At 68.3% G+C, this 22697-nt stretch carries 21 protein-coding genes; 6 read left to right on the top strand and 15 right to left on the bottom strand.

The window, feature by feature from the left end; translation table 11 throughout:
* Window positions 1–95: 95 nt before the first annotated feature.
* The 10 genes from ABD088_RS16620 to ABD088_RS16575 all read right to left on the bottom strand — a co-directional run bounded on the left by ABD088_RS16620 (window position 96) and on the right by ABD088_RS16575 (window position 11350).
* Window positions 96–497, bottom strand: coding sequence for an ectoine synthase (locus ABD088_RS16620; RefSeq protein WP_343903081.1), 402 nt, complete (start codon window positions 495–497; stop codon window positions 96–98).
* A 108-nt stretch (window positions 498–605) separates the two neighbouring features.
* Window positions 606–1874, bottom strand: coding sequence for a diaminobutyrate--2-oxoglutarate transaminase (gene ectB / locus ABD088_RS16615; protein WP_343903080.1), 1269 nt, complete (start codon window positions 1872–1874; stop codon window positions 606–608).
* An 83-nt stretch (window positions 1875–1957) separates the two neighbouring features.
* The gene (gene ectA / locus ABD088_RS16610; RefSeq protein WP_372710813.1) at window positions 1958–2434 is read right to left on the bottom strand and encodes a diaminobutyrate acetyltransferase; all 477 of its coding nucleotides are present in this window, start codon (window positions 2432–2434) and stop codon (window positions 1958–1960) included.
* 241 nt (window positions 2435–2675) lie between these two features.
* Entirely contained in the window at window positions 2676–3881 is a 1206-nt protein-coding gene (locus tag ABD088_RS16605; RefSeq protein WP_343903078.1) for a hypothetical protein, read from the bottom strand.
* Between the two features lie 96 nt (window positions 3882–3977).
* A complete protein-coding gene (locus ABD088_RS16600; RefSeq protein WP_343903077.1) occupies window positions 3978–5438 on the bottom strand; it encodes an aldehyde dehydrogenase family protein in 1461 nt (486 codons plus the stop codon).
* 129 nt (window positions 5439–5567) lie between these two features.
* The gene (locus ABD088_RS16595; RefSeq protein WP_343903076.1) at window positions 5568–6485 is read right to left on the bottom strand and encodes an SGNH/GDSL hydrolase family protein; all 918 of its coding nucleotides are present in this window, start codon (window positions 6483–6485) and stop codon (window positions 5568–5570) included.
* A gap of 244 nt (window positions 6486–6729) precedes the next feature.
* Window positions 6730–7134 (bottom strand): DUF779 domain-containing protein, encoded by a 405-nt coding sequence (locus ABD088_RS16590; protein WP_343903075.1) that lies wholly within the window; start codon window positions 7132–7134, stop codon window positions 6730–6732.
* Window positions 7135–7225: 91 nt separating this feature from the next.
* Window positions 7226–8257 (bottom strand): alcohol dehydrogenase AdhP, encoded by a 1032-nt coding sequence (gene adhP, locus ABD088_RS16585; protein WP_343903074.1) that lies wholly within the window; start codon window positions 8255–8257, stop codon window positions 7226–7228.
* Between the two features lie 89 nt (window positions 8258–8346).
* On the bottom strand, window positions 8347–9870 hold the full coding sequence (gene exaC, locus ABD088_RS16580) for an acetaldehyde dehydrogenase ExaC (protein ID WP_343903073.1): 1524 nt from the start codon (window positions 9868–9870) through the stop codon (window positions 8347–8349).
* 130 nt (window positions 9871–10000) lie between these two features.
* Entirely contained in the window at window positions 10001–11350 is a 1350-nt protein-coding gene (locus tag ABD088_RS16575; RefSeq protein WP_343903072.1) for a GAF domain-containing protein, read from the bottom strand.
* Between the two features lie 229 nt (window positions 11351–11579).
* Between ABD088_RS16575 and ABD088_RS16570 the strand changes: the two genes are divergently transcribed.
* Window positions 11580–11984: a VOC family protein gene (locus tag ABD088_RS16570; protein WP_343903071.1), complete on the top strand. Its 405-nt coding sequence runs from the start codon at window positions 11580–11582 to the stop codon at window positions 11982–11984.
* 8 nt (window positions 11985–11992) lie between these two features.
* Here the strand turns inward: ABD088_RS16570 and ABD088_RS16565 are convergent, their stop codons facing one another.
* Both ABD088_RS16565 and ABD088_RS16560 read right to left on the bottom strand, forming a co-directional pair.
* Complete coding sequence (locus tag ABD088_RS16565) at window positions 11993–12160, bottom strand: hypothetical protein (RefSeq protein WP_343903070.1); 168 nt, start codon at window positions 12158–12160, stop codon at window positions 11993–11995.
* A gap of 70 nt (window positions 12161–12230) precedes the next feature.
* Complete coding sequence (locus ABD088_RS16560; protein WP_343903069.1) at window positions 12231–13379, bottom strand: lipid II:glycine glycyltransferase FemX; 1149 nt, start codon at window positions 13377–13379, stop codon at window positions 12231–12233.
* Between the two features lie 166 nt (window positions 13380–13545).
* Between ABD088_RS16560 and ABD088_RS16555 the strand changes: the two genes are divergently transcribed.
* The 5 genes from ABD088_RS16555 to ABD088_RS16535 are packed head-to-tail and all read left to right on the top strand — an operon-like array spanning window position 13546 to window position 18654.
* On the top strand, window positions 13546–13875 hold the full coding sequence (locus ABD088_RS16555) for a metal-sensitive transcriptional regulator (protein WP_343903068.1): 330 nt from the start codon (window positions 13546–13548) through the stop codon (window positions 13873–13875).
* A gap of 42 nt (window positions 13876–13917) precedes the next feature.
* A complete protein-coding gene (locus tag ABD088_RS16550; RefSeq protein WP_343903066.1) occupies window positions 13918–14142 on the top strand; it encodes a heavy-metal-associated domain-containing protein in 225 nt (74 codons plus the stop codon).
* Window positions 14143–14201: 59 nt separating this feature from the next.
* A complete protein-coding gene (locus ABD088_RS16545; RefSeq protein WP_343903065.1) occupies window positions 14202–16490 on the top strand; it encodes a heavy metal translocating P-type ATPase in 2289 nt (762 codons plus the stop codon).
* 46 nt (window positions 16491–16536) lie between these two features.
* On the top strand, window positions 16537–17979 hold the full coding sequence (locus tag ABD088_RS16540; protein WP_343903064.1) for an amino acid permease: 1443 nt from the start codon (window positions 16537–16539) through the stop codon (window positions 17977–17979).
* Window positions 17980–18018: 39 nt separating this feature from the next.
* Complete coding sequence (locus ABD088_RS16535; protein WP_343903063.1) at window positions 18019–18654, top strand: class I SAM-dependent methyltransferase; 636 nt, start codon at window positions 18019–18021, stop codon at window positions 18652–18654.
* Window positions 18655–18809: 155 nt separating this feature from the next.
* Here ABD088_RS16535 and ABD088_RS16530 read toward each other — a convergent pair whose 3' ends face one another.
* The 3 genes from ABD088_RS16530 to ABD088_RS16520 all read right to left on the bottom strand — a co-directional run bounded on the left by ABD088_RS16530 (window position 18810) and on the right by ABD088_RS16520 (window position 22680).
* The gene (locus ABD088_RS16530) at window positions 18810–19181 is read right to left on the bottom strand and encodes a YciI family protein (protein WP_343903196.1); all 372 of its coding nucleotides are present in this window, start codon (window positions 19179–19181) and stop codon (window positions 18810–18812) included.
* A gap of 132 nt (window positions 19182–19313) precedes the next feature.
* Complete coding sequence (locus ABD088_RS16525) at window positions 19314–20075, bottom strand: IclR family transcriptional regulator (RefSeq protein WP_343903062.1); 762 nt, start codon at window positions 20073–20075, stop codon at window positions 19314–19316.
* Between the two features lie 55 nt (window positions 20076–20130).
* Complete coding sequence (locus ABD088_RS16520) at window positions 20131–22680, bottom strand: GcvT family protein (RefSeq protein ID WP_343903061.1); 2550 nt, start codon at window positions 22678–22680, stop codon at window positions 20131–20133.
* Window positions 22681–22697 lie beyond the last annotated feature (17 nt).

The raw sequence follows: 22697 nt of genomic DNA, 5'->3' as shown, positions 1-22697 counted from the left end.
GTCGGCCGGACAAGGCGTTCGGCCGGGGATATGCCAAAGCGCGGCCCGGACCGAAGTCCGAGCCGCGCTTCGCGCAAGCTGTTGGTGCCGGGGCCTTAGGCCTGGGCGGGCTCCTCGACGACCAGCGGGTACACGCCGTTCTCGTCGTGGACTTCGCGGCCGGTCACCGGCGGGTTGAAGACGCAGGCCATGCGCAGCTCGGTGGTGGCGCGCACGGTGTGCTTCTCGTTGCCGTCCAGCAGGTACATGGTGCCGTCGCCGATCTCGTGGACCTCGCCGGTCACCTCGTTGGTCAGCGTGCCTTCGCCCTGGACGATGTACACGGCCTCGATGTGGTTCGCGTAGTGGAACGTCGAGGTGGTGCCGGCGTAGATCACGGTGTCGTGGAACGAGAAGCCGACGCCCTCGCGGGCCAGCACCATGCGGCGGCTGCGCCAGGTCTCGGACTTGATGTCGCGCTCGGTCTCGTTCAGGTCGTTCAGGTTCACTACCTGCATGGTTCCTCCTGGGAATTCATCTGGTTGACGGCACCCTGTCGGGCGCCCTGGTCATTCATCCCGGGGCAATGGGTTGGCATTGCCCCGGGATGGAATCTGGGGGCTGGCCTAGACGGCGGCCAGCGCGGGTGCTCCGGTGACGGTGCGCACGGCATCGATGATGACCGCCAGGCCACGCTGGAGCACGTCGTCGGTGATGGTCAGCGGCGGCATGACCTTCAGGACCTCGTCCTCCGAGCCGGAGGTCTCCACGAGGACGCCGTGGGCGAAGGCCTCCGCAGCCACCTTCGAGGCGGTGTCCTTGTCGGGGAAGACGACGCCGGCGAGCATGCCGCGGCCGCGGATCTCGGCGCCGTCGACCAGACCGGCGATATCGGCCAGGCCCTGGTGCAGCGCGGCGATGGTGGAGGCCAGCTCGTTCTGGAAGTCGTCGGTGGCCCAGTACTTCTTCAGGGCCGCCGTCGCGGTGACGAACGCCGGGTTGTGGCCGCGGAACGTGCCGTTGTGCTCCCCGGCGCCCCACACATCCAGTTCGCGGCGGAACAGGGTCAGGGCCATCGGCAGGCCGTAGCCGGAGATCGACTTGGACACGCACACGATGTCCGGCTCGATGCCCGCCTCCTCGAAGCTGAAGAACGTGCCCGTGCGGCCGCAGCCGGCCTGCACATCGTCGACGATCAGCAGGACGTCGTGGCGCTTGAGCAGCGCCGCGAGGTTGCGCAGCCACTCGGCACGGGCGGCACGCAGGCCGCCTTCACCCTGCACCGTTTCGACGATGACGGCGGCGGGCTTGTCGATGCCCGAGCTCGTGTCCTCGAGCGAGCGCTCCAGGAAGGCCAGATCGGAGCCGGCGCCCTCCAGGTAGTTGTCATAGGGCATCTTGGACGTGTTGCCCAGCGGGACACCGGCGCCTTGGCGCTTCATGGCGTTGCCGGTCACCGAGAGCGAGCCCAGGGTCATGCCGTGGAAGGCGTTGGTGAACGAGATGATGTTCTGGCGCCCGGTGACCTTGCGGGCCAGCTTGAGCGCGGCCTCGACCGTGTTGGTCCCCGTGGGGCCGGGGAACATGACCTTGTAGTCCAGGTTCCGCGGCTTGAGGATCAGTTCCTGGAAGGTCTCCAGGAACTCCCGCTTGGCCGGGGTCATCATGTCCAGCGAGTGCACGACGGCGCCGCTGGCCAGGTAGTCCATCAGCGGGGCGGTCAGGGCCGGGTTGTTGTGGCCGTAGTTCAGCGCACCGGCACCGGCGAAGAAGTCGATGTACTCCGTGCCGTCCTCGGCGGTCTGGATGGCTCCGGAGGCGTGGGTGAAGACGGCGGGCCAGCTGCGGCTGTAGCCGCGGACCTCGGATTCGAGCGTTTCAAAAATGTCAGTCATGGTCATTCCCTTCGTAGGCGCGATGACAGGCGTGAAGACGGCAGGGGGCACAGATGTGGCCCCGACGTCGAAATGTGGAGGAGCTAGGACTCGGAGCGGCTGGACGCGAGGTTCAGCGAGCGCAGGTCGGCATCCAGGCCCAGCGGGGCGATCCGGTACAGGTACTCGGTGTCGTGCCCGTCCGGGTACATCGCCGTGGTGAAGAGCGGTTCACGCTCGCAGTCGGCCTCGTGGCGTTCGGCGAAGCGCTGGAACAGCCGGTTCGATGCCGCGTTGTCCGCGGTGATCGTGGTCTCCAGCCGATCGGCGTTGGTGCGTGCGGCGAGTTCATCGAGCATGGCGGCCGCCAGGCCGCGCTTCTGGAAGTCGGCGCCGACGCAGACCTGCCAGATCATCAGCGTGCCGGGTTCGTCGGGGCGCATGTAGCCGGTGACGTAGCCGGCGGCGCGGCCGTCGACCTCGGCCATGATCGAGCTCTGCGCGAAGTCACGACCCCACAGCAGGTAGGAGTAGGACGAGTTGAGATCCAGCACCTCGGAATCCTTCGCCATGTTCCACATGGCGGCTCCATCTTCGGTGACTGGGTGGCGAAATGTAGCCTCGGACTTGGTGTTTACGAGTTCATTTTCCATCCCCACCAACGTAACGTGCTGAGATTTTCGATCAACCCAGGGTGTGGGGATTTGACACCCAATCCCCCCAAGAGGACACTTTCGCCGACGTCGGCCCATTCGGAGGGATCCCAAAGATGCCAAGGGATGCCGCCGATCACGCTCGGGCGTGTTCCCCGACTGCCTATCGTTACCGTTTCGTTATATTACCGGGGGCTTCTTCGGGGCCTTCCGGGGCAGCTGAAACCCCTGCGGGGAGCCCCGGGACCGCTGGGGCGACTCCTGCGGCGGCCACCACGGCCGTCGTGTTACGGATGAAAACGACCAGCCAGGCGAACACGATCCCGGCCGCCGCGAGCTCGAGCGCGGTGAGGTTGTAGTACTGCACGGGACGCCATAGCAGGGCCGCGGCGATGAGCGCGGCCACCGACATATACGTGAGCAGGAAAAAGGCCTTCGGGAAGCCCGGCAGCCAGAGCGGAACGCCGGCCAACAAGACCACCAGGGCGACGGCGAGAACCTGCACGAACGAGGTGTGGATCCGCTCGAACGTGTTGACCGGGAACAGGCCGATCCCGACCATGCAGATGCCACCGATCACCAGGCACGCACGGATGACCGCCGGACGGGGACGCAGGAACCTGCCTCCCGGGTTCCGGTGCCGGCGGCCGGAGGCACCGGCGTCGTGCTGGCGGATGGCGACCACGTCGGCCCAGCGTTTGAGATCGCGGGTGATGAAGGCCGAGAGGGTCGTCAGGATGATCCCCGAGGTGGTGATCGTCGTGTTGAACGTCCAGAAGGAGGTCAGCCCCGCCTGCCCGGTGCCGAGCTCGCTGAACATCGAGTGCCACCACAGCGGGTTCTCCGCGTAGAGCATGCTCACGAGCATCCCGGAAGCCATGAAGACGGCCAGCATGACGGACAGGGCCACGGCGGTGATGCGGGCTCCGGAGGTGTAGCCGAAGTAGCCGGCGACGCCCGCGGAGACCGCCAGCATGACGGTGCCTGCCACCGGGTCGACGGTCAGCCCGGAGAACGCCTGTTGGAAGAGCCGGAAGAGGACGAGCGCCGACATGGTGGCAATGGAGGCATGGACGACGAGCAGGGCGGCGACGTCGACGATTTGGCGCACCACGGGCCGGGCTCCGAGCCAGAGATGGACCGTCCTGACGTTCTGGACGTACCCGGCGACGAAGGCCGCACCCGCCATGACCCCGGCGACGATGGACGCGTAGATTGCCACCGACCCGTCCCCCGCCAGGGGTGGACGGTAGCCGCGGAAGACGATGAGCCCGACGATGACCGCGACCACCGCGGCGGCGACACCGGCCCAGATGGAGCGCGACTCGATGTCCAGCTGTCGCCGGGCAACGGGGACGGCTCCCTGATCGTCCATCGCTCGATGGCCTCCTGACGGCATCTGGGCGCGGGTGGCGGGCACCTTGATTCTGCCACGGAGGCCGCGGCGGCCGGGGCCGGGGCCGGCCGGGGATCAGAACGGGTACGGGGCGATCTCCGGTCGCATGGTCAGCCATTGGAGCTCGGTGAAGGCCTCCATGTTCGCTGCCGCACCGCCGATCCGCCCGCCATTGCCCGAGTCCTTGACCCCACCGAAGGGGGAGTTGGGTTCGTCCGAGACGGTCTGCTCGTTGATGTGGACCTTGCCGGACTCGAGCCGGTCGGCCAGCTTCATCGCCTCGCCGACGTCGCCGAGGATCGAGACGGAGAGCCCGTAGCTGCTGTCGTTGGCCAGCTTCACTGCCTCGTCGAGGGTGGAGAAGCTGCGGACCGGGGCGACGGGGCCGAAGATCTCCTCGCGCCAGGCGTCCTGGTCGTCCGTCAGGTCGGCCAGCACGGTGGGGTGGTAGAACAAGCCGTCGCGGATCGATCCGCCGGCTGCCAGCCGTGCGCCGGAGGCCACCGCAGCTTGGACGAGGCCGTCGATCCGTTCCAGCTGGCCGGTGTCGATGACCGGTCCGATCGCCACGGTGCCCGACTTCGGGTCGCCCATGGGCAGGTTCCGGGCCTTCTCGGCCAGGGCGGCAACATAGTCCTCATAGAGGTCCTGGTGCACCAGGTGCCGGCCGGTGGCCATGCAGATCTGGCCCTGGTGCATGAAGGAACCAAACGCGGCGGCGGAGGCCGCTTTCGCCAGGTCGGCCCCGGGCAGCACGATCATCGCGGAGTTCCCGCCCAGTTCCAGGTGGGCGCGCTTGAGCAGCCGGGCAGCCGACTCGCCGATCTTCCGACCGGCAGCAGTGGAACCGGTGAAGGCGATGACCCGCACCTCGGGCGCCTCGACCAGGGCAGCACCGACGTCGGCGCCACCGGGCAGCAGGGAAAGCAGCCCCGGGGGCAGGCCCGCCTCCTCGAAGACCCGCATGATCGACACCCCGGCACAGACCGTGGTGCGCGGGTCGGGCTTCAGGAGCACGGCATTGCCCAGCGCCAGGGCCGGCGCGACGGCGCGGATCCCGAGGATGAGCGGGAAGTTGAACGGGGAGATGACCGAGACGACTCCGGCGGGACGGCGGCGGGCGAAGGACCAGCGGTCCTCATTGGTGGTGAGCACCTCACCGACGGGCAGGCCGGGAAGCGCCGAGGCCTCGTAGCATTCGTTGGCCGCCGTATGGGTTTCCAGGCCGGCCTTGGCGGGAATGCCCCCGGATTCCCTCACGATCCACTCGTCCAGCTCGGCGGCGTGCTCCCCCCACAGGGCCCCGGCACGGCGCAGGATGGCCGCGCGTTCCTCCGGCTTGCGGGACGCCCACTCCTGTTGCGCTGCGGCTGCGGCCCGGGAGGCATCGAGGACGTCATCGCGGGAGGCCACACCGTAGCTGGCCAACGTGTCACCGGTGGCCGGTTCCAGGGCATTCGACGTGCCGCCCCGCCCCGCCTTCCATCCGCCGGAGTAGATTTTCGCGTCCCAGAGTGAATAGCCAAGGAAGGTCATGGTGTCAGCCTTTCGGTCGGAGGATCGGGAAGCCACGGGGGTCCCTGGGCCCATTGTGCCCATGTTTCACCCCGGAAAGGCAGGGGGGCGGCCCGGCGCCCGGCCGGAGCCGGGTCCCGGGCCGTGGGTTCAGCGCGCCAAGCGGTGCAGCTGGGCGTGGCGCAGCACGGCCGGATAGTAGCCGTACAGGTATCCGGCGGTCGTCGGGTGCAGGTTCACCGGGTCGGCGGGGTTCTGCGGGTTGAGGTGGATCCAGGAGACCGGGGACCCGATGCCGTGCCAGGTGTAGGCATGGGCAACCGGGACGAAGCTGGCATGACCCCGGGTTCCGGCTCGGACGGCGCGATTGAGCTGGTCGGCGAGCAGGTTCAGCGCCCGGGCGTTGCTGGAGGTGATGACTGCATTGTCTCCGAACTGCGGCGAGAACAGCCGCGGATAGCCCAGCACGAGGATGCGCGCGTGGGTGGCCCTGTCGACCTGCCGCAGCGTGGAGCGCACATCGGAGGTGATTCCCGGCATCGCCCGTCGGGCCACCGCCATGGCCTGGGTGCAGGCCGGTGCGGTCCCCTGCGTGCTGCAAGCGGCCACCGTTCCACCGAAGTCCAGGTCGTTCCCGCCCAGGGTCAACGTCACGAGTTCGGCGGCCGCCAGTTGCGGCCGCAAGCCCGCGGCAACGGTGGCCACATCGGAGGGGGTCGCCCCGGCGCAGGCGGCGTTGGCGACCAGGCGCACGCCGGGCCGGGCGGCCAATTGGGTCACGTGGGTGGGCCCATCGCCCTGCAGGCACCCCGGGAAGGGGCCGGCGACGATGTTTCCGGAGCCGAAGCCGGCGGAGTACGAGTCACCGAGGTTGACGTAGTCGATCCGCTGCGGGTGATGGTGGCGCTTGCCGACCGCCCCGTGCGAGGTCATGGCGTGGCTCGCCGAGAGGGTGGAGGCGGGGGCGGGAGCCGCAGTTGCGGGACCGCCGCCGGCGGCGACGAGGGCCAGGGCGGCGGCCGTGGAGTAGAGCAGGGTGCGGAGTCGACGTAGCTGGGTGCGGTGCATGATGGGGGTCCTTCTCCTATCCCCTGCGCGGCAACTGCGCGAAGGGGTGGTCCCGAAAGGTCGGGCGGCGACATGCGGGACCCCGAGGAGTCCCGCGCGGCTCCGCCCCCAGGGAAACCACCGGCCGTCGGCCCGGAAGCCTCCGGGCCGGCGCAACAGGCAGGGCGCCCCGGATCACAGGGCGCACGCGTGCTGTCATCGTAGGACGACCCCGCGGCGGAAGGAAGCCTTGCCGGAGCCGGGCTCAGCCGCCGATGATCTCGCTGCGGATCAGGAAGCGCTTGCCCTCCGGTGCCTCGACGGAGAACCCGGAACCGCGCCCGTTGACCACGTCGACGGTCAGCCGGGTGTGCTTCCAGTACTCGAACTGTTCCCGCGACATCCAGAAGTCGAGCTCTCCCAGGCGCGCACCGGCGTCGTCCTGCAGGTCGAAGACGCCCAAGCGGATGTCGGCTTCCGCGGTGATGAAGTCGCCCTCGGGGAAGCACATGGGCGACGAACCGTCACAGCAACCACCGGATTGGTGGAACATCAGCGGGCCGTGGCGGGCCCAGAGGGAGCGCAGCAGGGTTTGGGCCGCCGCGGTGAGCCGGACGCGGGTGAAGTCCTCGCCCTCGATCGTGGGGCGGGCGTCAAGCACCGTGTCCATGGGGTTCTCTCTTCCTGATCGGGCAGACGCCTCGGCCCGGCAGTGTCATGCGACGCTGCCGGGCCATGGCTTGGCTGCCGTTGGTTGCCGGCTACGGGGCGCCGACGTAGTCGATGACCACGCGGCCATCGATCTTGGCGTGCCGCATCTCGTCGAAGACGGCGTTCACATCCTCCAGCGGCCGGGTGTGGAACGTGGGCTTGATCTTGCCCGCGGCGTAGAACTCCAGCGCCTCGATCATGTCCTGGCGGGTGCCCACGATCGATCCACGAATCGTCAGTCCCTTGAGCACGATGTCGAAGATCGGGGCAGGAAATTCGCCCGGCGGCAGGCCGTTGAAGACGATGGTCCCGCCGCGGCGGGTCATGCCGATGGCCTGGCCGAACGCCGCAGGATGCACTGCGGTGACCAGGACGCCGTGGGCGCCGCCCGTGGCCTCCTGGATCGCCTCGGCAGGATCGACGGCAAATGCGTTGACCGTGACCTCGGCTCCGTGGCTGCGGGCCAGGGCCAGCTTCTCCTCGGCGACGTCGACCGCGGCGACCCGCATGCCCATGGCGACGGCGTACTGGACGGCAATGTGGCCGAGCCCGCCGATGCCGGAGATGACCACCCACTGTCCGGGCTTGACCTCAGTGCGCTTGAGCCCCTTGTAGACCGTGACTCCGGCACAGAGAACGGGCGCGATCTCGTACGGGTCGGAGCCCTCGGGGATGTGGGCGGCGAACTTGGCATCCACCAGCATGTACTCGCCGAAGGATCCGTTGGTGGAGTATCCACCGTTCGTCTGCGACTCGCACAGCGTCTCCCAGCCGGTGCCGCAGAACTCGCAGCTTCCACAAGCGCTGCCGAGCCAGGCGTTGCCGACGAGGTCGCCGACCTTGACCTCGGTGACGCCCTCGCCGACCTTTTCTACGTAGCCGACGCCCTCGTGGCCGGGGACCAGGGGCAGGTTGGGTTTGACGGGCCAGTCCCCGCCGGCGGCGTGCAGGTCGGTGTGGCAGACGCCGGAGGCGATCAGCTTCACCAGAGCCTGGCCGGGGCCGGGCTCGGGGATCTCGAGGGTGTCGATGTCCAGTTCTTCGCCGAACGTGCGGACGATGGCTGCTTTCATGGTGCTCATGGGTATTTCCTGTCGTTGAGTGGCCGTGGGCGTGCGCAGGCTAGGTTGCCGACGCACGCCAGCGGCCATCGAATGGAGAAATGCGCGGTTTAGAAGAAACCCTGTTTGTTGGGGTTGTAGGAGACCAGCAGGTTCTTGGTCTGCTGGTAGTGGTCCAGCATCATCAGGTGGTTTTCCCGTCCGATACCCGAGGACTTGTACCCGCCGAACGCCGAGTGGGCCGGGTAGGCGTGGTAATTGTTCACCCAGACGCGTCCGGCCTGGATCTCACGCCCGGCACGGTAGGCGGTGGACCCGTCGCGGGACCAGACTCCGGCGCCGAGGCCGTACAGGGTGTCGTTGGCGATCTTCATCGCATCGTCGTAGCCGCCGAACTTGGCCACTGAGACGACCGGCCCGAAGATCTCCTCCTGGAAGATGCGCATCGAGTTGTCTCCCTCGAAGATCGTCGGCTGGACGTAGTAGCCGCCCGACAGGTCGCCCCCGAGGTCGGCGCGGCCGCCACCGGTGCGGACCGTGGCGCCTTCCTGCTTGCCGATGTCGATGTAGGACAGGATCTTTTCCAACTGGTCGTTGGAGGCCTGGGCTCCCATCATCGTGTCGGTGTCCAGCGGGTTGCCCTGCTTGATGGCCTGGGTCCGGGCGGTGACGTCGGTGAGGAAGCGGTCGTAGATCGACTCCTGCACCAGCGCCCGGGACGGGCTGGTGCAGACCTCGCCCTGGTTCAGCGCGAACATGGTGAAGCCCTCTTGCGCCTTGTCGTAGAACGCGTCGTCCTGCGCGGCGATGTCCTCGAAGAAGACGTTCGGGCTCTTGCCGCCGAGCTCCAGGGTGACGGGGATGAGGTTCTGCGAGGCGTACTGGGAAATCAGTCGCCCGGTGGTGGTTTCTCCGGTGAACGCGATCTTGCGGATGCGCTTGTTCGAGGCCAGCGGCTTGCCGGCCTCCAGGCCGAAGCCGTTGACCACGTTCAGCACACCGGCCGGCAACAGGTCGCCGATCAGTTCCATGAGGACCAGGATCGACACGGGAGTCTGCTCGGCGGGCTTGAGCACGACGGCGTTGCCCGCGGCGAGTGCCGGGGCAAGTTTCCACACGGCCATCAGAATGGGGAAGTTCCACGGGATGATCTGCCCGACAACACCGAGTGGCTCGTGGAAGTGGTAAGCGGTGGTGTTCTCGTCGAGTTGCGAGAGCCTTCCCTCCTGCGCACGGATGGCACCGGCGTAGTAGCGGAAATGGTCAACGGCCAGGGGCATGTCCGCGTTGAGCGTCTCACGGACGGCCTTGCCGTTATCCCAGGTTTCGGCGACGGCGAGCATTTCGAGGTTCTCCTCGATGCGGTCGGCGATCTTGTTCAGCACCTGGGCGCGTTCGGCGGGGGACGTGCGGCCCCACGCCGGGGCGGCACCTTCGGCGGCGTCAATGGCCGCTTCGATGTCCTCGGCAGTGCCGCGGCCGACCTCGCAGAACACCTGGCCGGTCACCGGGGTGATGTTCTCGAAGTACTCGCCCTTGACGGGGGCCTTCCACTCACCGCCAATGAAGTGCTCGTAGCGGGGCTTGAAGTCCAGTAGTGCCCCATCGGTTCCGGGGACGGCATAGACGGTCATGACAACTCCTTTGTTGATGCCCTAGGCGGTTCCAGACCGTGGCCGGGACCGCCTGGGCGGGTTCTGCGTGATGTGGATCACGCTACGCCCGCAGAGGTTGCACCAACGTTGCACTTGCGCCGGACGACGGCTATCCGAACTCGAACTCCAGCCGCTCGAGCCGCGAGACGACAACGGACCGCGACGGCGACCGCGCCGGAAGGACCTGGAGCGCCGTCCGCAGGCCGTCGATGTCCCCTGCCGCTTCCGGCAGCTCCAAGTAGCCCAGGAGGGTGTCGGGGTCGGCATCGTTGAGCATGGCCTCCCGCAGCGTGCCGGACACTTCCCGGCGGATCTCCACGATCCCCGGAGCCTCGGATTTGGGCAAGACGGGACCCGCGTAGGCGGCCAGCGCCTCCCGATGGCGACCTGCCCCCAGGTGCCGCAGCACGTCCCGGGCGTCCAGCGCGACCGTCGGCCCGACGCGGTAGGGCCTGGACTCCAGGCCGATCGCCGCTGCCGTTTCGTGACCCAGCGCCTTGCGCAGTCGAACCATCTCGGCGCGCACGCTGACTTGTTGCCCGGCGTCGCCGAAGAGCAAGTCGGCCAGCTCGCCGGAGTCCAAGCCGCCGCGGCGCCAGGCCAGCAGCGCCAGGATCTCGGCGTGCCGGCCACCCACCTCACGGCCTATCGCCCCGCAAGCCAGGGAACCGCCGTCGTACCCGAGGACCTTCAGATGTGGAGCCGTCGGGTGCCCTCCGGATGAGACCAGCCGGTCCTGTCCGCGAGCGGCCGGCCCGGGGCGCGGCGACGACCGGGTAGCCGTAAGGTCGAGGGCATCGATCCGCAGTTGCGCCTCCGCCGCGGCGGCCGCGGCCTGCAACAGGGCCAACGAGTGGCTGGCCACCGCCTCGGCATTGCCGGTCAGGTCGACCACACCCAGGAGTCGGCCGGTCAGTGGGCAGTGGATGGGAACCGCCGAACAACTCCACCGGTGGGCCTCGAGGCTGAAGTGCTCGGCCCCGCTGACCTGGACACCCGTTCCGGTGGCCAACGCCGTCCCGGGCGCGGAAGTCCCGACGGATCGTTCGGACCAATCGGTTCCGGGAACGAAGGCCATGCGTTCGGCAGCGCTCCGGGCCGTCGCGTCACCCTCGACCCAGAGCAGTCGGCCCGTCTCATCGCCGATGGCGACCAGTAATCCGGTATCCCTGGCGGGCTGGACCAGCAGGCGGTCGAAGACCGGCATCACCGCGGCCAACGGGTGGGTGCGCCGGAAATCGTCCAGCTGCGGGTCGCTGATGGAGTTCTGGGCGCTGGCCCCAGCCGGGTTGCGCAGAAACGCCAGCGAACGAATCCACGAATCGTGCACCACCGGTCTCAACTGCGGGAAATCCGAGTCGTCGAGATGTCCGGGCGGCAGGCCCCCGGAAGCCAAAAGGGCATGGGCGCGCTCGGCGAATCGCTGCAACGCCGGCGATGCCGGCGAGGGTGCGATCATCAATTCCCACCACTCCCGTGTCTGGTGCCTGTCTCCGGGGGACGTACCGCCCTCACCTGGAGACTGGCCACGTCCGTGGCCTACGCCACAGTCTAGGGGTGCGCGCCCCGGGGTGGAACCCTCCACATGGCCCCCGAACTGCCCTTGCCGTGCGGAACCCGGAGTGGAAGGATCTGCCACACCAGTGCCGGAGGACAGACCACGGCACGCCAGAGACGGGGACCCTGCCATGGGCCGCAATACGTTCATCAGCCTGCCGACCAACGACCTCGCCGCAGCGGACACGTTCTACGCGGCGCTCGGCTTCGAGAAGAACCCCGGCTTCTCCAACGAGCAGGCCACCGCACGGTTCATCACGCCCCAGGTCTGGCTGATGTCGCTGACCGCGGGATTCTACGAGACGTTCCTGCGCGGCGGCGACACCGCGTCGTTCGGCCACGGGACCAAGGAGTCGCTGCTCGGTTTCAGCTGCGATTCACGCGAAGAGGTCGACCGGCTGACGGCCGCCGCCGTCGAGAACGGCGGAGCCATCTACCGCGAACCGGCCGAGGAGATGCCCGGCATGTACGGATCGGCGGTCACCGATCCGGACGGGCACGTCTGGGAACTCATGTGGATGGAGCAGGCAGGGTAGCCAGCCGCTCAGGCGGTGCAGGCCTCGTTGGAGCAACCGGCGTCGCGGGGAACCCAATGGGCGGCCCCGGCCCCCTTCTCCTCCCAGACAATATGGCGGTGCTGGCCGCACGAATTGCACGCGGGGGCCAGATAGCTGGCCTTTTCCTCGTCGGTGTAAGCGCGGTAATCGCCCATTGCTGCCTCCCGGTGTCGGTGCCTATGGAGCCACTCTATGCCGGAAGCCCTGAGGGCGGTACCCTCCGGCTCAGTGGCGGTTGCGGGCCCGCATGTAGAGGTTGAAGGCGGCGGTCATCGGCTTGTTCAGGGGCTTGTCCCACTCCCCCAGCGTCTGCACGACATTGCAGCCCAGGGTCGTCTTGAACAGCGTGAGCCCGGCCAGGTGGTGTTCCTTGTCCAGCGTGGCGGAGACGCCGCCGTGGTCCAGGAACACGCAGCCGTCGGCCAGCGAGTCGGTGATCATCCGGTGGATCAGCGCCTTGGGGGCGAAGAGCTTGCGCTCGGACGCCGAGGAGGCGCCGTAGACGTACCAGGCACCCTGGCCGCTGGAGACGCGGATGGCCGAGGCCAGGTCGCGGCCTTCATGCACGGCGAAGTAGAGGGTGCAGGTGCCGGGGGCGTGCTCGTTCAGGGCGTTGAACATGGTGGTGAAGTAGCTGGCGGGCCGCCCGGTGAACCCGTCGCGCTCGGCAGTTTCCCGGTACAGGGCGTGGAATCGTTCGACGTCCTCGACGCCGCCGACCTGGACCTCGAGCGGGCCGGCGGCCGCCTTGCGGGTCTCGCGCCGGGCGTTCTGGTTCATCTGCGCCAACACGCCGTCGACGTCCAGCGCCTCGCCGTCGGCGCCGACCAGCGGGATGCGTGCCTGGAATTCGGGCTGCCCGGCGTTGAAGTCCTCGCTGACCTCCTGCTTGGTCCAGCCCTCGGAGCGCAGGGCGTCGGCGAGCGCCACGGCGCGGGAATCGGTGTGCAGCGGGTCGAGCTCGGTCATCAGCGAATGACCTCCGGCGGAGAGCGCCTTGCGCACCACCCCAGCGGCCCAGCTGCGCTCCACGGCGGGCAGGCCCATGCGGACCAGGAACACCTTGGTGGCCTTGAAGTGGGCCAGCATCGGGGCGGTGACGTCGCCCGGATCCACCTCGTTCCAGTCAGCGACCGGCCCCTCGGGCAGGTACGCCAGCGTGTACTTGAGCTTCGGGACCGGGCGGTGCAGGACCTGCACCGAGGCCCGCAGGGTGCCGGTGGGGTCGAACCAGCCGAGGTACTCGGGGCGCCATTCGCCCTTGACGCGCGCCCAGGCCGGCAACTGCATGAAGCTGGCCTCGCGGTGGGAGGCGAGGTGGGCCAAGTGGTCGTCGGCGGGGATCTGGCGGACCGAAAGCTGGGTGGATGTCACGCCAGCCAGCATAGCAACGCGGCCCGCACCACCGGCCCTCCGACACCGTTCCCGCCCCAGGGGTGACCCGGGGCACGACGGCGGGGCCACCCCGCCGTCGTCATCCCGCCTTGATACCCCTCGGGGGTACTTGACGACATACCCCACCGGGGTATATGTTCGGACCATGGACACCGCGACGACCACCACCGACGAACACCGCGAGCACGGCTATACCGCCGACAAGACGGCACTGCTCAAGCGGCTCGGCCGCATCGAGGGGCAGGTGCGCGGGATCGCCCGCATGGTCGATGAGGAGAAGTACTGCATCGACATCCTCACGCAGATCTCCGCGGTCAACGCCGCCCTGCACAAGGTGAGCCTCGGCCTGGTCGAAGAGCACATCGGCCACTGCGTGGTCGGGGCCGCCCAGGATTCACTGGAGACCGGCAACCCGGAGATCGTCAACGACAAGGTCCGCGAGGCATCGGCAGCCATTGGCCGCCTGCTGCGCTGAGCCGCCCACCCTGACCGCCAACACCCCCGAGGGAGCATCATCATGAACACCACCACCATCAGCATCGACGGCATGACCTGCGGACACTGCGTCGCCTCAGTCACCGAGGAGATCACGGGGATCGACGGCGTCTCGAAGGTCGACGTCGATCTCAACGCCGGCGGCATCTCGACCGCGACCGTGGAATCCTCGGGCCCCCTCAGCGAGGCAACCCTTTCCGAGGCCGTCGCCGAGGCGGGCTACACGGTGGTCGGCAACAACGCCTGATCCTGGCCGACGCCACCGGATCCCCCACTCCCCCACCCTTGTCGAAGGAGCACCACCGCATGGAACGCCACGAAGCCCTCACCACCGACGGATCCCGGGTCATCGACCTGGACATCCAGGGGATGAGCTGCGCCTCGTGCGTGGGGCGGATCGAACGCAAGCTCGGCAAGATCGAAGGCGTGCAGGCCAACGTCAACCTGCCACTGGAATCCGCGCGGGTGACCGCCCCGGCGGGAGTCAGCGACACCGACTTGCTCGAGACCATCCAGGCCGCCGGCTACGGTGCCCGGGTGAAGGCCGACCCGCACGCGGGCACGGGACACGGCGGCGGCCATCACCCTGACGACCCCGGACACCCCGAGGACCACGCCGACCACATGAACCACGGCGGCACGGCGGACGAGCTGCGTCCCCGCCTCATCGTCGGCGCCATCTTCACCATCCCGCTGTTCCTGATCTCCATGGTCCCGGCGCTGCAGTTCCCGCACTGGGGCTGGGTGGCGCTGGTCCTGGCGACCCCGGTGACCTGGTGGTCGGCCTGGCCGTTCCACCGTGCCGCGGCAGTGAACGCCCGGCACCTCTCCTCCACCATGGACACCCTGGTGTCGATCGGCGTGCTGGCCGCCTACCTCTTCTCCCTCTGGCAGCTGGTCATCGATCCGGCCCTGACGGCCCACGGGTCCGCGATGGACATGGCCGACCACCAGCTCTACTTCGAGACGGCGGGCGTCGTGGCGACCTTCCTGCTGCTCGGCCGCTGGCTGGAGGCCCGCGCCAAGGCCTCGGCCGGCGACGCGTTGAAGACCCTGCTCAGCCTGGGCGCCAAGGAAGCGAACGTGCTGCGTCACGGCGTCGAGGTCCGTGTCCCGACCGCCGAGCTGGTGCCGGGCGACGAGATCGTGGTGCGTCCCGGCGAGAAGATCGCCACCGACGGCTACATCCTCGAGGGCGCCTCCGCCATCGACACCTCGCTGATCACCGGCGAATCCGCACCCACCGAGGTCGGGGTGGACGACACCGTCACCGGCGCCACCATCAACACCTCCGGCCGGCTGCTCATCCGCGCCACCCGGGTCGGCGCCGACACCACGCTGGCCCAGATGGGCCGCCTGGTCTCCGACGCGCAGACCGGCAAGGCACCGATCGCCCGGCTGGCCGATCGGATCTCCGCGGTGTTCGTGCCGATCGTGCTGGCCATTGCCGTGGTCACGTTCATCCTCTGGTTGGTGTTCACCGGCGACGTGCAGTCCGCCTTCACCGCTGCCGTCTCGGTGCTGGTCATCGCCTGCCCCTGCGCCCTGGGCCTGGCCACCCCCATCGGCCTGCTCGTCGGCACCGGCCGCGGCGCCCAGCTGGGCATCCTCATCCGCGGCCCCGAGGTCCTCGAGGACACCCGCCGGGTCGACACCGTCCTGCTGGACAAGACCGGAACCGTCACCGAGGGCCGCCTCGCGGTCACGGACGTCATCGCCACCGGCGCCCTCGGCGAGGACGAGCTCCTGGCCCTGGCCGGTGCCGCCGAATCCGGTTCCGAACACCCCATCGCCCAGGCCATCACGGCCGCCGCGGCCGAACGCCCCGGCGCACCGGCCCCCACGGTCGCCGACTTCACCTCCTCCCCCGGCGGCGGTGTGCGCGCCACGGTGGGCACCGCCGTCGTCCTCGCCGGGCAACCCGCCTGGCTACGGGAGAACGGCGCCGAACCCGACGGGGCCGCCCTGTCGGCACTCCGAAAGGCCCAACAACAAGGCACGACGGCGGTGCTCGTCGCCGTGGACGGTGCCTCCGTGGGGGTCATCGGGTTGCGCGACACCATCCGCGCCAGCTCCCCCGCGGCCATCGAACGCCTGCGCTCGCTCGGGCTCCGCCCGGTGCTGCTGACCGGCGACAATGCCGAGGTTGCCCGCCTGGTGGCCGCCGAGGTCGGCATCGCACCGGCGGACGTGTTCGCCGGGGTCCTGCCGTCCGGCAAGGTGGACAAGGTCGCCGAGCTGCAGGCCGCAGGGGCCGTGGTGGCGATGGTCGGCGACGGCGTGAACGACGCCCCCGCCCTGGCCCAGGCCGACCTGGGGCTGGCCATGGGTTCGGGCACCGACGTGGCCATCGCCGCAGCGGACATCACGGTCATGGGCAACGACCTGGCCCAGATCCCGCAGGCGATCGAGCTCTCCCGCAGGACGCTGGGCACGATCAAGACGAACCTGTTCTGGGCGTTCCTCTACAACACCATCGGCATCCCGGTCGCCGCGTTCGGGCTGCTCAACCCGATGCTCGCCGGCGCCGCGATGGCAGCCAGTTCGGTGCTGGTGGTGCTCAACAGCCTGCGCTTGCGCGGCTTCGGCAAGTAGGCAGACGCCCGGGTTCAGAACGAAACGCAGTATTCTTGAGGCCGCCATGACTACTTCCCCAGCCCCCCGTGGCCTCACCCGCGGCCTGAGCGCCCGGCACATCCACTTCATCGCCCTCGGCTCGGCGATCGGAACCGGCCTGTTCTACGGGTCGGCGGAAGCCATCCAGAAGGCGGGGCCAGCCGTCCTGCTGGCCTACGTCGTTGCGGGCGCGGCCGTCTTCGTGGTGATGCGTTCACTGGGCGAAATGGCGGTGCGCCACCCCGTCCCCGGCTCCTTCGGCCAGTACGCCAGCCGCTATCTGGGTCCACTCGCCGGCTTCATCACCGGCTGGACCTTCGCCTTCGAAATGGCGATCGTGGCCTTGGCCGACGTCACGGCCTTCGGCGTCTACATGGGGTTCTGGTTCCCCGACGTCCCGCGCTGGATCTGGATCCTGGCGATCATCTTCGTCATCGCCGGGTTGAACACGATGCGCGTGAAGGTGTTCGGCGAGATGGAATTCTGGCTCTCGCTCATCAAGGTGGTGGCCATCCTCGCGATGATCTTCGGCGGAATCGCCCTGATGGTCTTCGGGTTCCAGATGCAGGCCGAGGCGGCAGTGGGCCCGCAGAACCTCATCCAGCACGGCGGGTTCATGCCCCATGGCGTGGGCGGGATCATCGCCTCCCTCGCCGTCGTCGTCTTTGCCTTCGGCGGCATCGAGACCATCGGCATCACCGCCGGTGAGGCCAACGATCCCGGGCACAGCATCCCGAAGGCCATCAACACCGTGCCCCTGCGCATCCTGCTGTTCTACGTGGGGACCCTGGCCGTGATCATGTCCTTGTTCCCCTGGGACAAGATCGGCTCCGAGGGCAGCCCGTTCGTGACGATCTTCGCCCAACTCGGCATCCCGGCAGCACCCTCGATCCTCAACGTCGTCGTCATCACCGCCGCGGTCTCCGCCATCAACTCGGATATCTTCAGTGCCGGACGGATGCTCTTCGGGCTGGCCCAACAGGGGCAGGCTCCCCCGGCGTTCGCCCGGGTCTCCAAGAACGGGGTGCCCCTGCTAACCGCCGCCATCATGGGCTGCACCCTGCTCATCGGAGTGGTCCTCAACGCCGTCATCCCCGAAAAGATCTTCCTGGTCATCGCGTCGATCGCCAGCTTCGCCACCGTTTGGGTCTGGATCATGATCCTGCTGGCCCACATCGCCATGAAACGTGAACAGGCCCGTGACGGCGCGGCCCCCTCGGCCTTCCCGGTGCCCGGAGGGCGGGTCGCCAGCTATGCGGCGCTGGCCTTCATGGTGCTGGTCCTGGTGGTGCTGGGCTTCTTCGAGGACACCCGGACCGCACTCTATGTGGGAGCCGCGTGGATCGTCCTGCTGGTGATCGCCTATCGGATCTGGGTCAAGGGCGCCGGCCGACAGCGGGCGGATCTTGATGGCGCGGGCGACGGAACCACCCCTGCCGGCCGGTCCACGCCGCACCTGCCCGAGTAGCCCCGCCCTCCTCCGACACCTGCATGCAAGACTCGGACCATGAGCGAACAACGGGACTACGGTCGCTACGCCGCCAAAATGAGGAAACACGTCGAGTCCGGTACGGACCTGGAAGTCGACGTACGCTTCGTGGACATGCTCAGTCGGCGGGCGGCGCGCATCTTGGATATCGGATGCGGCATCGGCGCCACGGTCGGCGGCCTTCGGGCACGTGGCCACGAAGCCTACGGGATCGACCCCACGGAAACGGTCCTCCGGGTCGCCCGGGAACTCCACGACCCGGCGTGGTTCCGGCTCCTCTCCGCCGCTCAGGCGACATCAACCCAGCTGGAACGCAGCGGCCTCCCTGCCTCCTACGACGTCGTTCTCCTGTCCGGCAATGTCCCGTCGTTCATCCCTGCGGGCGAGCTGCCGTCGGTGTTTGCCTGTGTTGAAGGCGTCTTGGCCCCGGGCGGCTTGCTCGTGATCGGGACGACCACGGGAAGACCCGGCGGTCCGGCGGACCAGGACGCCGCGGCGGCGGCAACTACCAACCTGACCTTGGAACACCGACATGCAGATTGGCATCTCGGCACCTTCGAAGCCGATTCACCATGGTCCGTCAGCGTTTTCGCTGCGGCGGGAACCCCGGAGCCGATCGATGCCCCGGACGGCATGTTCGTTCTCAGCAAGTGAGAGTCGTACGACCGTGGGCGCGAAAGCGAGATTCAGCCTGTGGAGTGTATACGAGCGCCCCTCATCGGCCGTCTCATTGAGGCGCTCGCCCCACTCCGGTGGCTCGCGTCGAACGGTGCGGCCTGTTCGCCCCACCGGCCGTCTTCTTGCTTGAGCTACTCGTGGCTCTCCGACCCCGCGATATCGGCCATCTCGTCGAGCCGACGGACTTCCAACTTCCATCCGCGCATCAGCGGCGCGCGCTTGGCCCATTCAACGGCTTCAGCCCGCGTGGTCGTCTCAATGATCCAGAAGCCGCTGAAGCGTTCGTGGACCTCGCCGTAGGGGCCATCGGTCACGACCGGCTGCTCGGCGTCGAAGTCGACGACGAAGGCCATGCCGAGATCGTCGGCCAAACCTTCACCCGTGAGGAGGACACCGGCGTTCATCAAGTCATCGTTGTACTTGCCGATGGCGGTGATGACGACGGTGAAGTCAGCTGCCTCGTATTCCTTGTAACCAGATTCAGTGGCGCGCATGATGAGCATGAACTTCACGGTCTACTCCTCGTTCACGGCCCGTGGGGGACCAGTTTCCGGATGTCGATATGCATCCTTCTACTATGACGCCGAACGACCGGAACCGGAACTGAAAGCAGCACGAATTCTTGGGCGGCAGCCCTAGGCGGACGCCCGACGCCCGGCTTCCTGCACCAGCAGAATCGTTGTGGCCAAGGCGTCTTCGCCGAGCCGATAGGAGGGGCCGGCGACACCGATTTGGCCGATCATGGAGCCGTCGGCCCCGAACACCGGGGCCGCCGCCGAGCTGAGTCCCTCCTCGAACTCCTCCAGGGCGAGCGCATAGCCGCGCTCCGCGGTGGACTCCAGTTCGGCGGCGAGTATCTGGCGGTCGGTGATCGTCGCCGGCGTGTACCGCTTCAGCCTGCCCGCCAGCAATTGTCCTCGCGCAGCTTCGTCCTGGAACGCCAGCGACACCTTGCCCGGCGACGTGCAGTACAGCGGAGTGCGCCGACCCAGCCAACTGCGGCTGACCACCGAAGACGTGGGAAGGATCTGGTCGATGGTGACCGACTCCCCGCCTTCGGTCACATTCAAGGTGACGGTTTCCCCGCATTCACCGGCCAGCCAGACGCAGGCCTCATGGACCCGCGGGTTGAAACTGTGGGTGACGGGAACGGCTTGGGCCAACCGCACCAGGCCCTCCCCCAACTGGTACTCCGCACTGTCGGAACGCTGTTCCACCAGTCCGTGGTCCAGCAGCGTGTTGAGGATGCGGAACGCCGTCGACTTGTGGACGTCGAGTTCCTGACCGACCGAACTGACGGTACTGGCTCCTTCGCGGGCCAGGAATTCCAACACGACGGCGGCACGATCCACCGATTGGATCCCGCCTCTGCTCACGCGTTCGCTTTGTGCCGTCATGGCGATCACGCTACCAGCAGGAATCGTGCAGTTTGACCGCGCACGGGGACATGGCTCAACCCTTCATCCGGAGGTTTTCCGGGTCGAACACCGGAGCGCGGCCGGCGCTGAGGACGGTGACCGGATAAGGCCGGGCGAAGTATTCGACCTGCAGGCGGTTTCCTTCCCGCGCCTGGTCCGGCAGCAGGTAGGCCATCAACAGGTAGCTGCCGACTGACGGGCCGTCACCGGCGCTGGTGACATAAGAGCGGCGTCCCCGCGCATCGGTGATGACGTTGCCCGCGGAGTCCAGGATCGGTTCGTTGCCGGTGGGGAAGCGTGCCGGGCCGGCCTCCGGAGGCTGGGCATCCAGACCCAGGGTGCAGAGCACCGCTGCGGGGTCGCCCTCCCGTGCCCGCAGGTAGGAATCCTTCCCGATGAACTCCGCGTCCTTGACCCGCGGGAGTGCCAAACCGGCTTCGACCGGGTTGTAGTCGGCGGAGAGTTCTGCCCCCATCAACCGGTACCCCTTTTCGAGACGCGCGCTGGTCCCGTAGACACCGATCCCCGCCGGACGGATTCCGAGGGGTCGTCCGGCCTCGGCGAGCGCGTCCCAGAGCCGCAGACCCTGGTCCACGCTGGTGTGCAGTTCCCAACCCAGCTCGCCCACGTAGGAGATGCGCAGCGCCAGGACCGGGATGTCACCGACAGTGATATTCCGTGCCGTGCCGAAACCGAAGCCCGCGTCGGAGACATCATCGGCGCTCACCGCCGACAACACGTCACGCGCCCGTGGGCCCCAGAGTCCGACGGTCGCCGTCGCCGACGTCAGGTCGGCCAGGTGGACCGAACGGTCCGCGGGCAGGTGCTGGCGCAGCCACGCGTAGTCCCGACCGGCATCACCGGCACCGGTGATGACCCGGTAGTGCCCCGTGCCCAAACGCACCAGGGTGAGGTCGGAGCGGAAGCCGCCGCGGGGATCCAGCAGCGGGGTGTAGATGATCCGCCCCACCGGCCGGTCGACCTGGGCCATGGCCAGCGATTGCAGGAAGTCCGTGGCTCCGTGACCGGCGACGTCGAATTGGGCGAAGGCCGACAGGTCGATCAGCGCTCCCCGATCACGCAGGCACAAGTGCTCGGCCACGCTGATCGGCGAGTGCCAGCGGGCGTCCCATTCGTGCGCGCGCCGCGGCACGGCGTCCCCGAATTCCTCGAGCAGGTCGTCATTGGAGGCAAACCACTGGGGGCGCTCCCAACCGGCGGCCTCGAAGAATTCTGCGCCGTTTTCCACATGCCGGGGGTGGATCGGCGAGCTCCGCAGCCCGCGGGCGCTGGCGTACTGTTCGCGCGGGTGGACGATTCCGTACGTCTTCGGGAAGGCCTCGGTGGCGCGGGCCCGCACGTAGGAGCGCGTGCGCTGGGCGGGGTGGAACCTGGAGATGTCGTCCGCGTGGAGGTCGACCTCGGCCGAGCCTTCGGTCATCCACTGGGCCAGGTACTTCCCGACCGCCGGGGCCTCACGGATCCAGACGGCGGACGCCGACCAGAGCCCGTCGACCTCCGCTGTGGGTCCCAGCAGCGCCCCGCCGTCCGGGGTCAGCGACAGCAGCCCGTCGATCGCCAGGGTGCGTTGCAGCGCTGGGTCGCGCAGCACCGGGAACAGCTGCCGGGCGTGTTCCAGCGGGTCGGCGAAGTCGGCTTCACTGAGCGGAAGTTGGGTGGGCGAGAGGGGCACAGTGCCCACCCGCGCCAGGGATTCGGCGTCGTGCAGTATCCCGCGGTGCGCGTAGGAGCCGATCTGCAGCTCGCCCCAGCGTTGGCGTTCGTACATCTTGGCTGTCATGTCGCGGATGATCGGTGTGCCGATTTCCACGCCGCTGGCCACGAAGTCGGCGAGTGGGCCGAGGTTGATCATCTGGTGCACGGCGGGGGTCAGCGGGATGTGGGCACCGGCCAGGGCGCCGATCTTGGGGGACCAGACCCCGCAGGCGATGACGACGTTCTCCGTGGCCACGTCGCCGGCGGTCGTGCGCACCCCGGTGATGCGGGCAGGGCCCCCGGAGGCTGGTTGCGCGGTGAGCAGGCCGGTGACTTCGATGTTGTCGACGATCCGGGCTGCCCCGGCGTCGAGTGCTGACCGGCGCAGGAGCCGTCCGGCGCGCACCGGGTCGACGACGGCCGCCGAGGGGGTGTGGAATCCGCCGGTGATCAGCGAGGTGTCCACCATCGGGACCAGGTCGCCGACGCGCTCCGGGCTGATGAGCTCGGCGTCGACGCCCCAGGATTTCGCCGAGGATAGGCGGCGGCGCAACTCCTCCTGGCCGGCGTCGTCGCGGGAGACCTCGATGCCCCCGCAGGTGTCCAGCACGCCGAGGTCCTGGAACTGGCGCATGGATTCCACGGTCAGCTCGGTGACGTTGCGGTGGTGGTCGACGGGGAAGATGAAGTTGGAGGCGTGGCCGGTGGAGCCTCCGGGGTCGGGAAGCGGGCCCTGCTCGATCATCAGCAGGTCACGCTTCCCGGCCGCGGCGAGGTGCTTGAGCAGTGAACTGCCCACGATCCCGGCGCCGATGATGACGATCTCGGCCCGTTCGGGCAGGGACGTGGGTTCCGTGGGCTGGTCCATGCTCTTCTCCTCCGCTG

Origin of the sequence: Arthrobacter rhombi (assembly GCF_039526245.1) — a bacterium.
GTDB classification, from domain to species: domain Bacteria; phylum Actinomycetota; class Actinomycetes; order Actinomycetales; family Micrococcaceae; genus Arthrobacter_H; species Arthrobacter_H rhombi.
The sequence above is the reverse complement of the archived record's forward strand: the minus strand, read 5'-3'. Positions and strand labels throughout refer to the sequence as shown.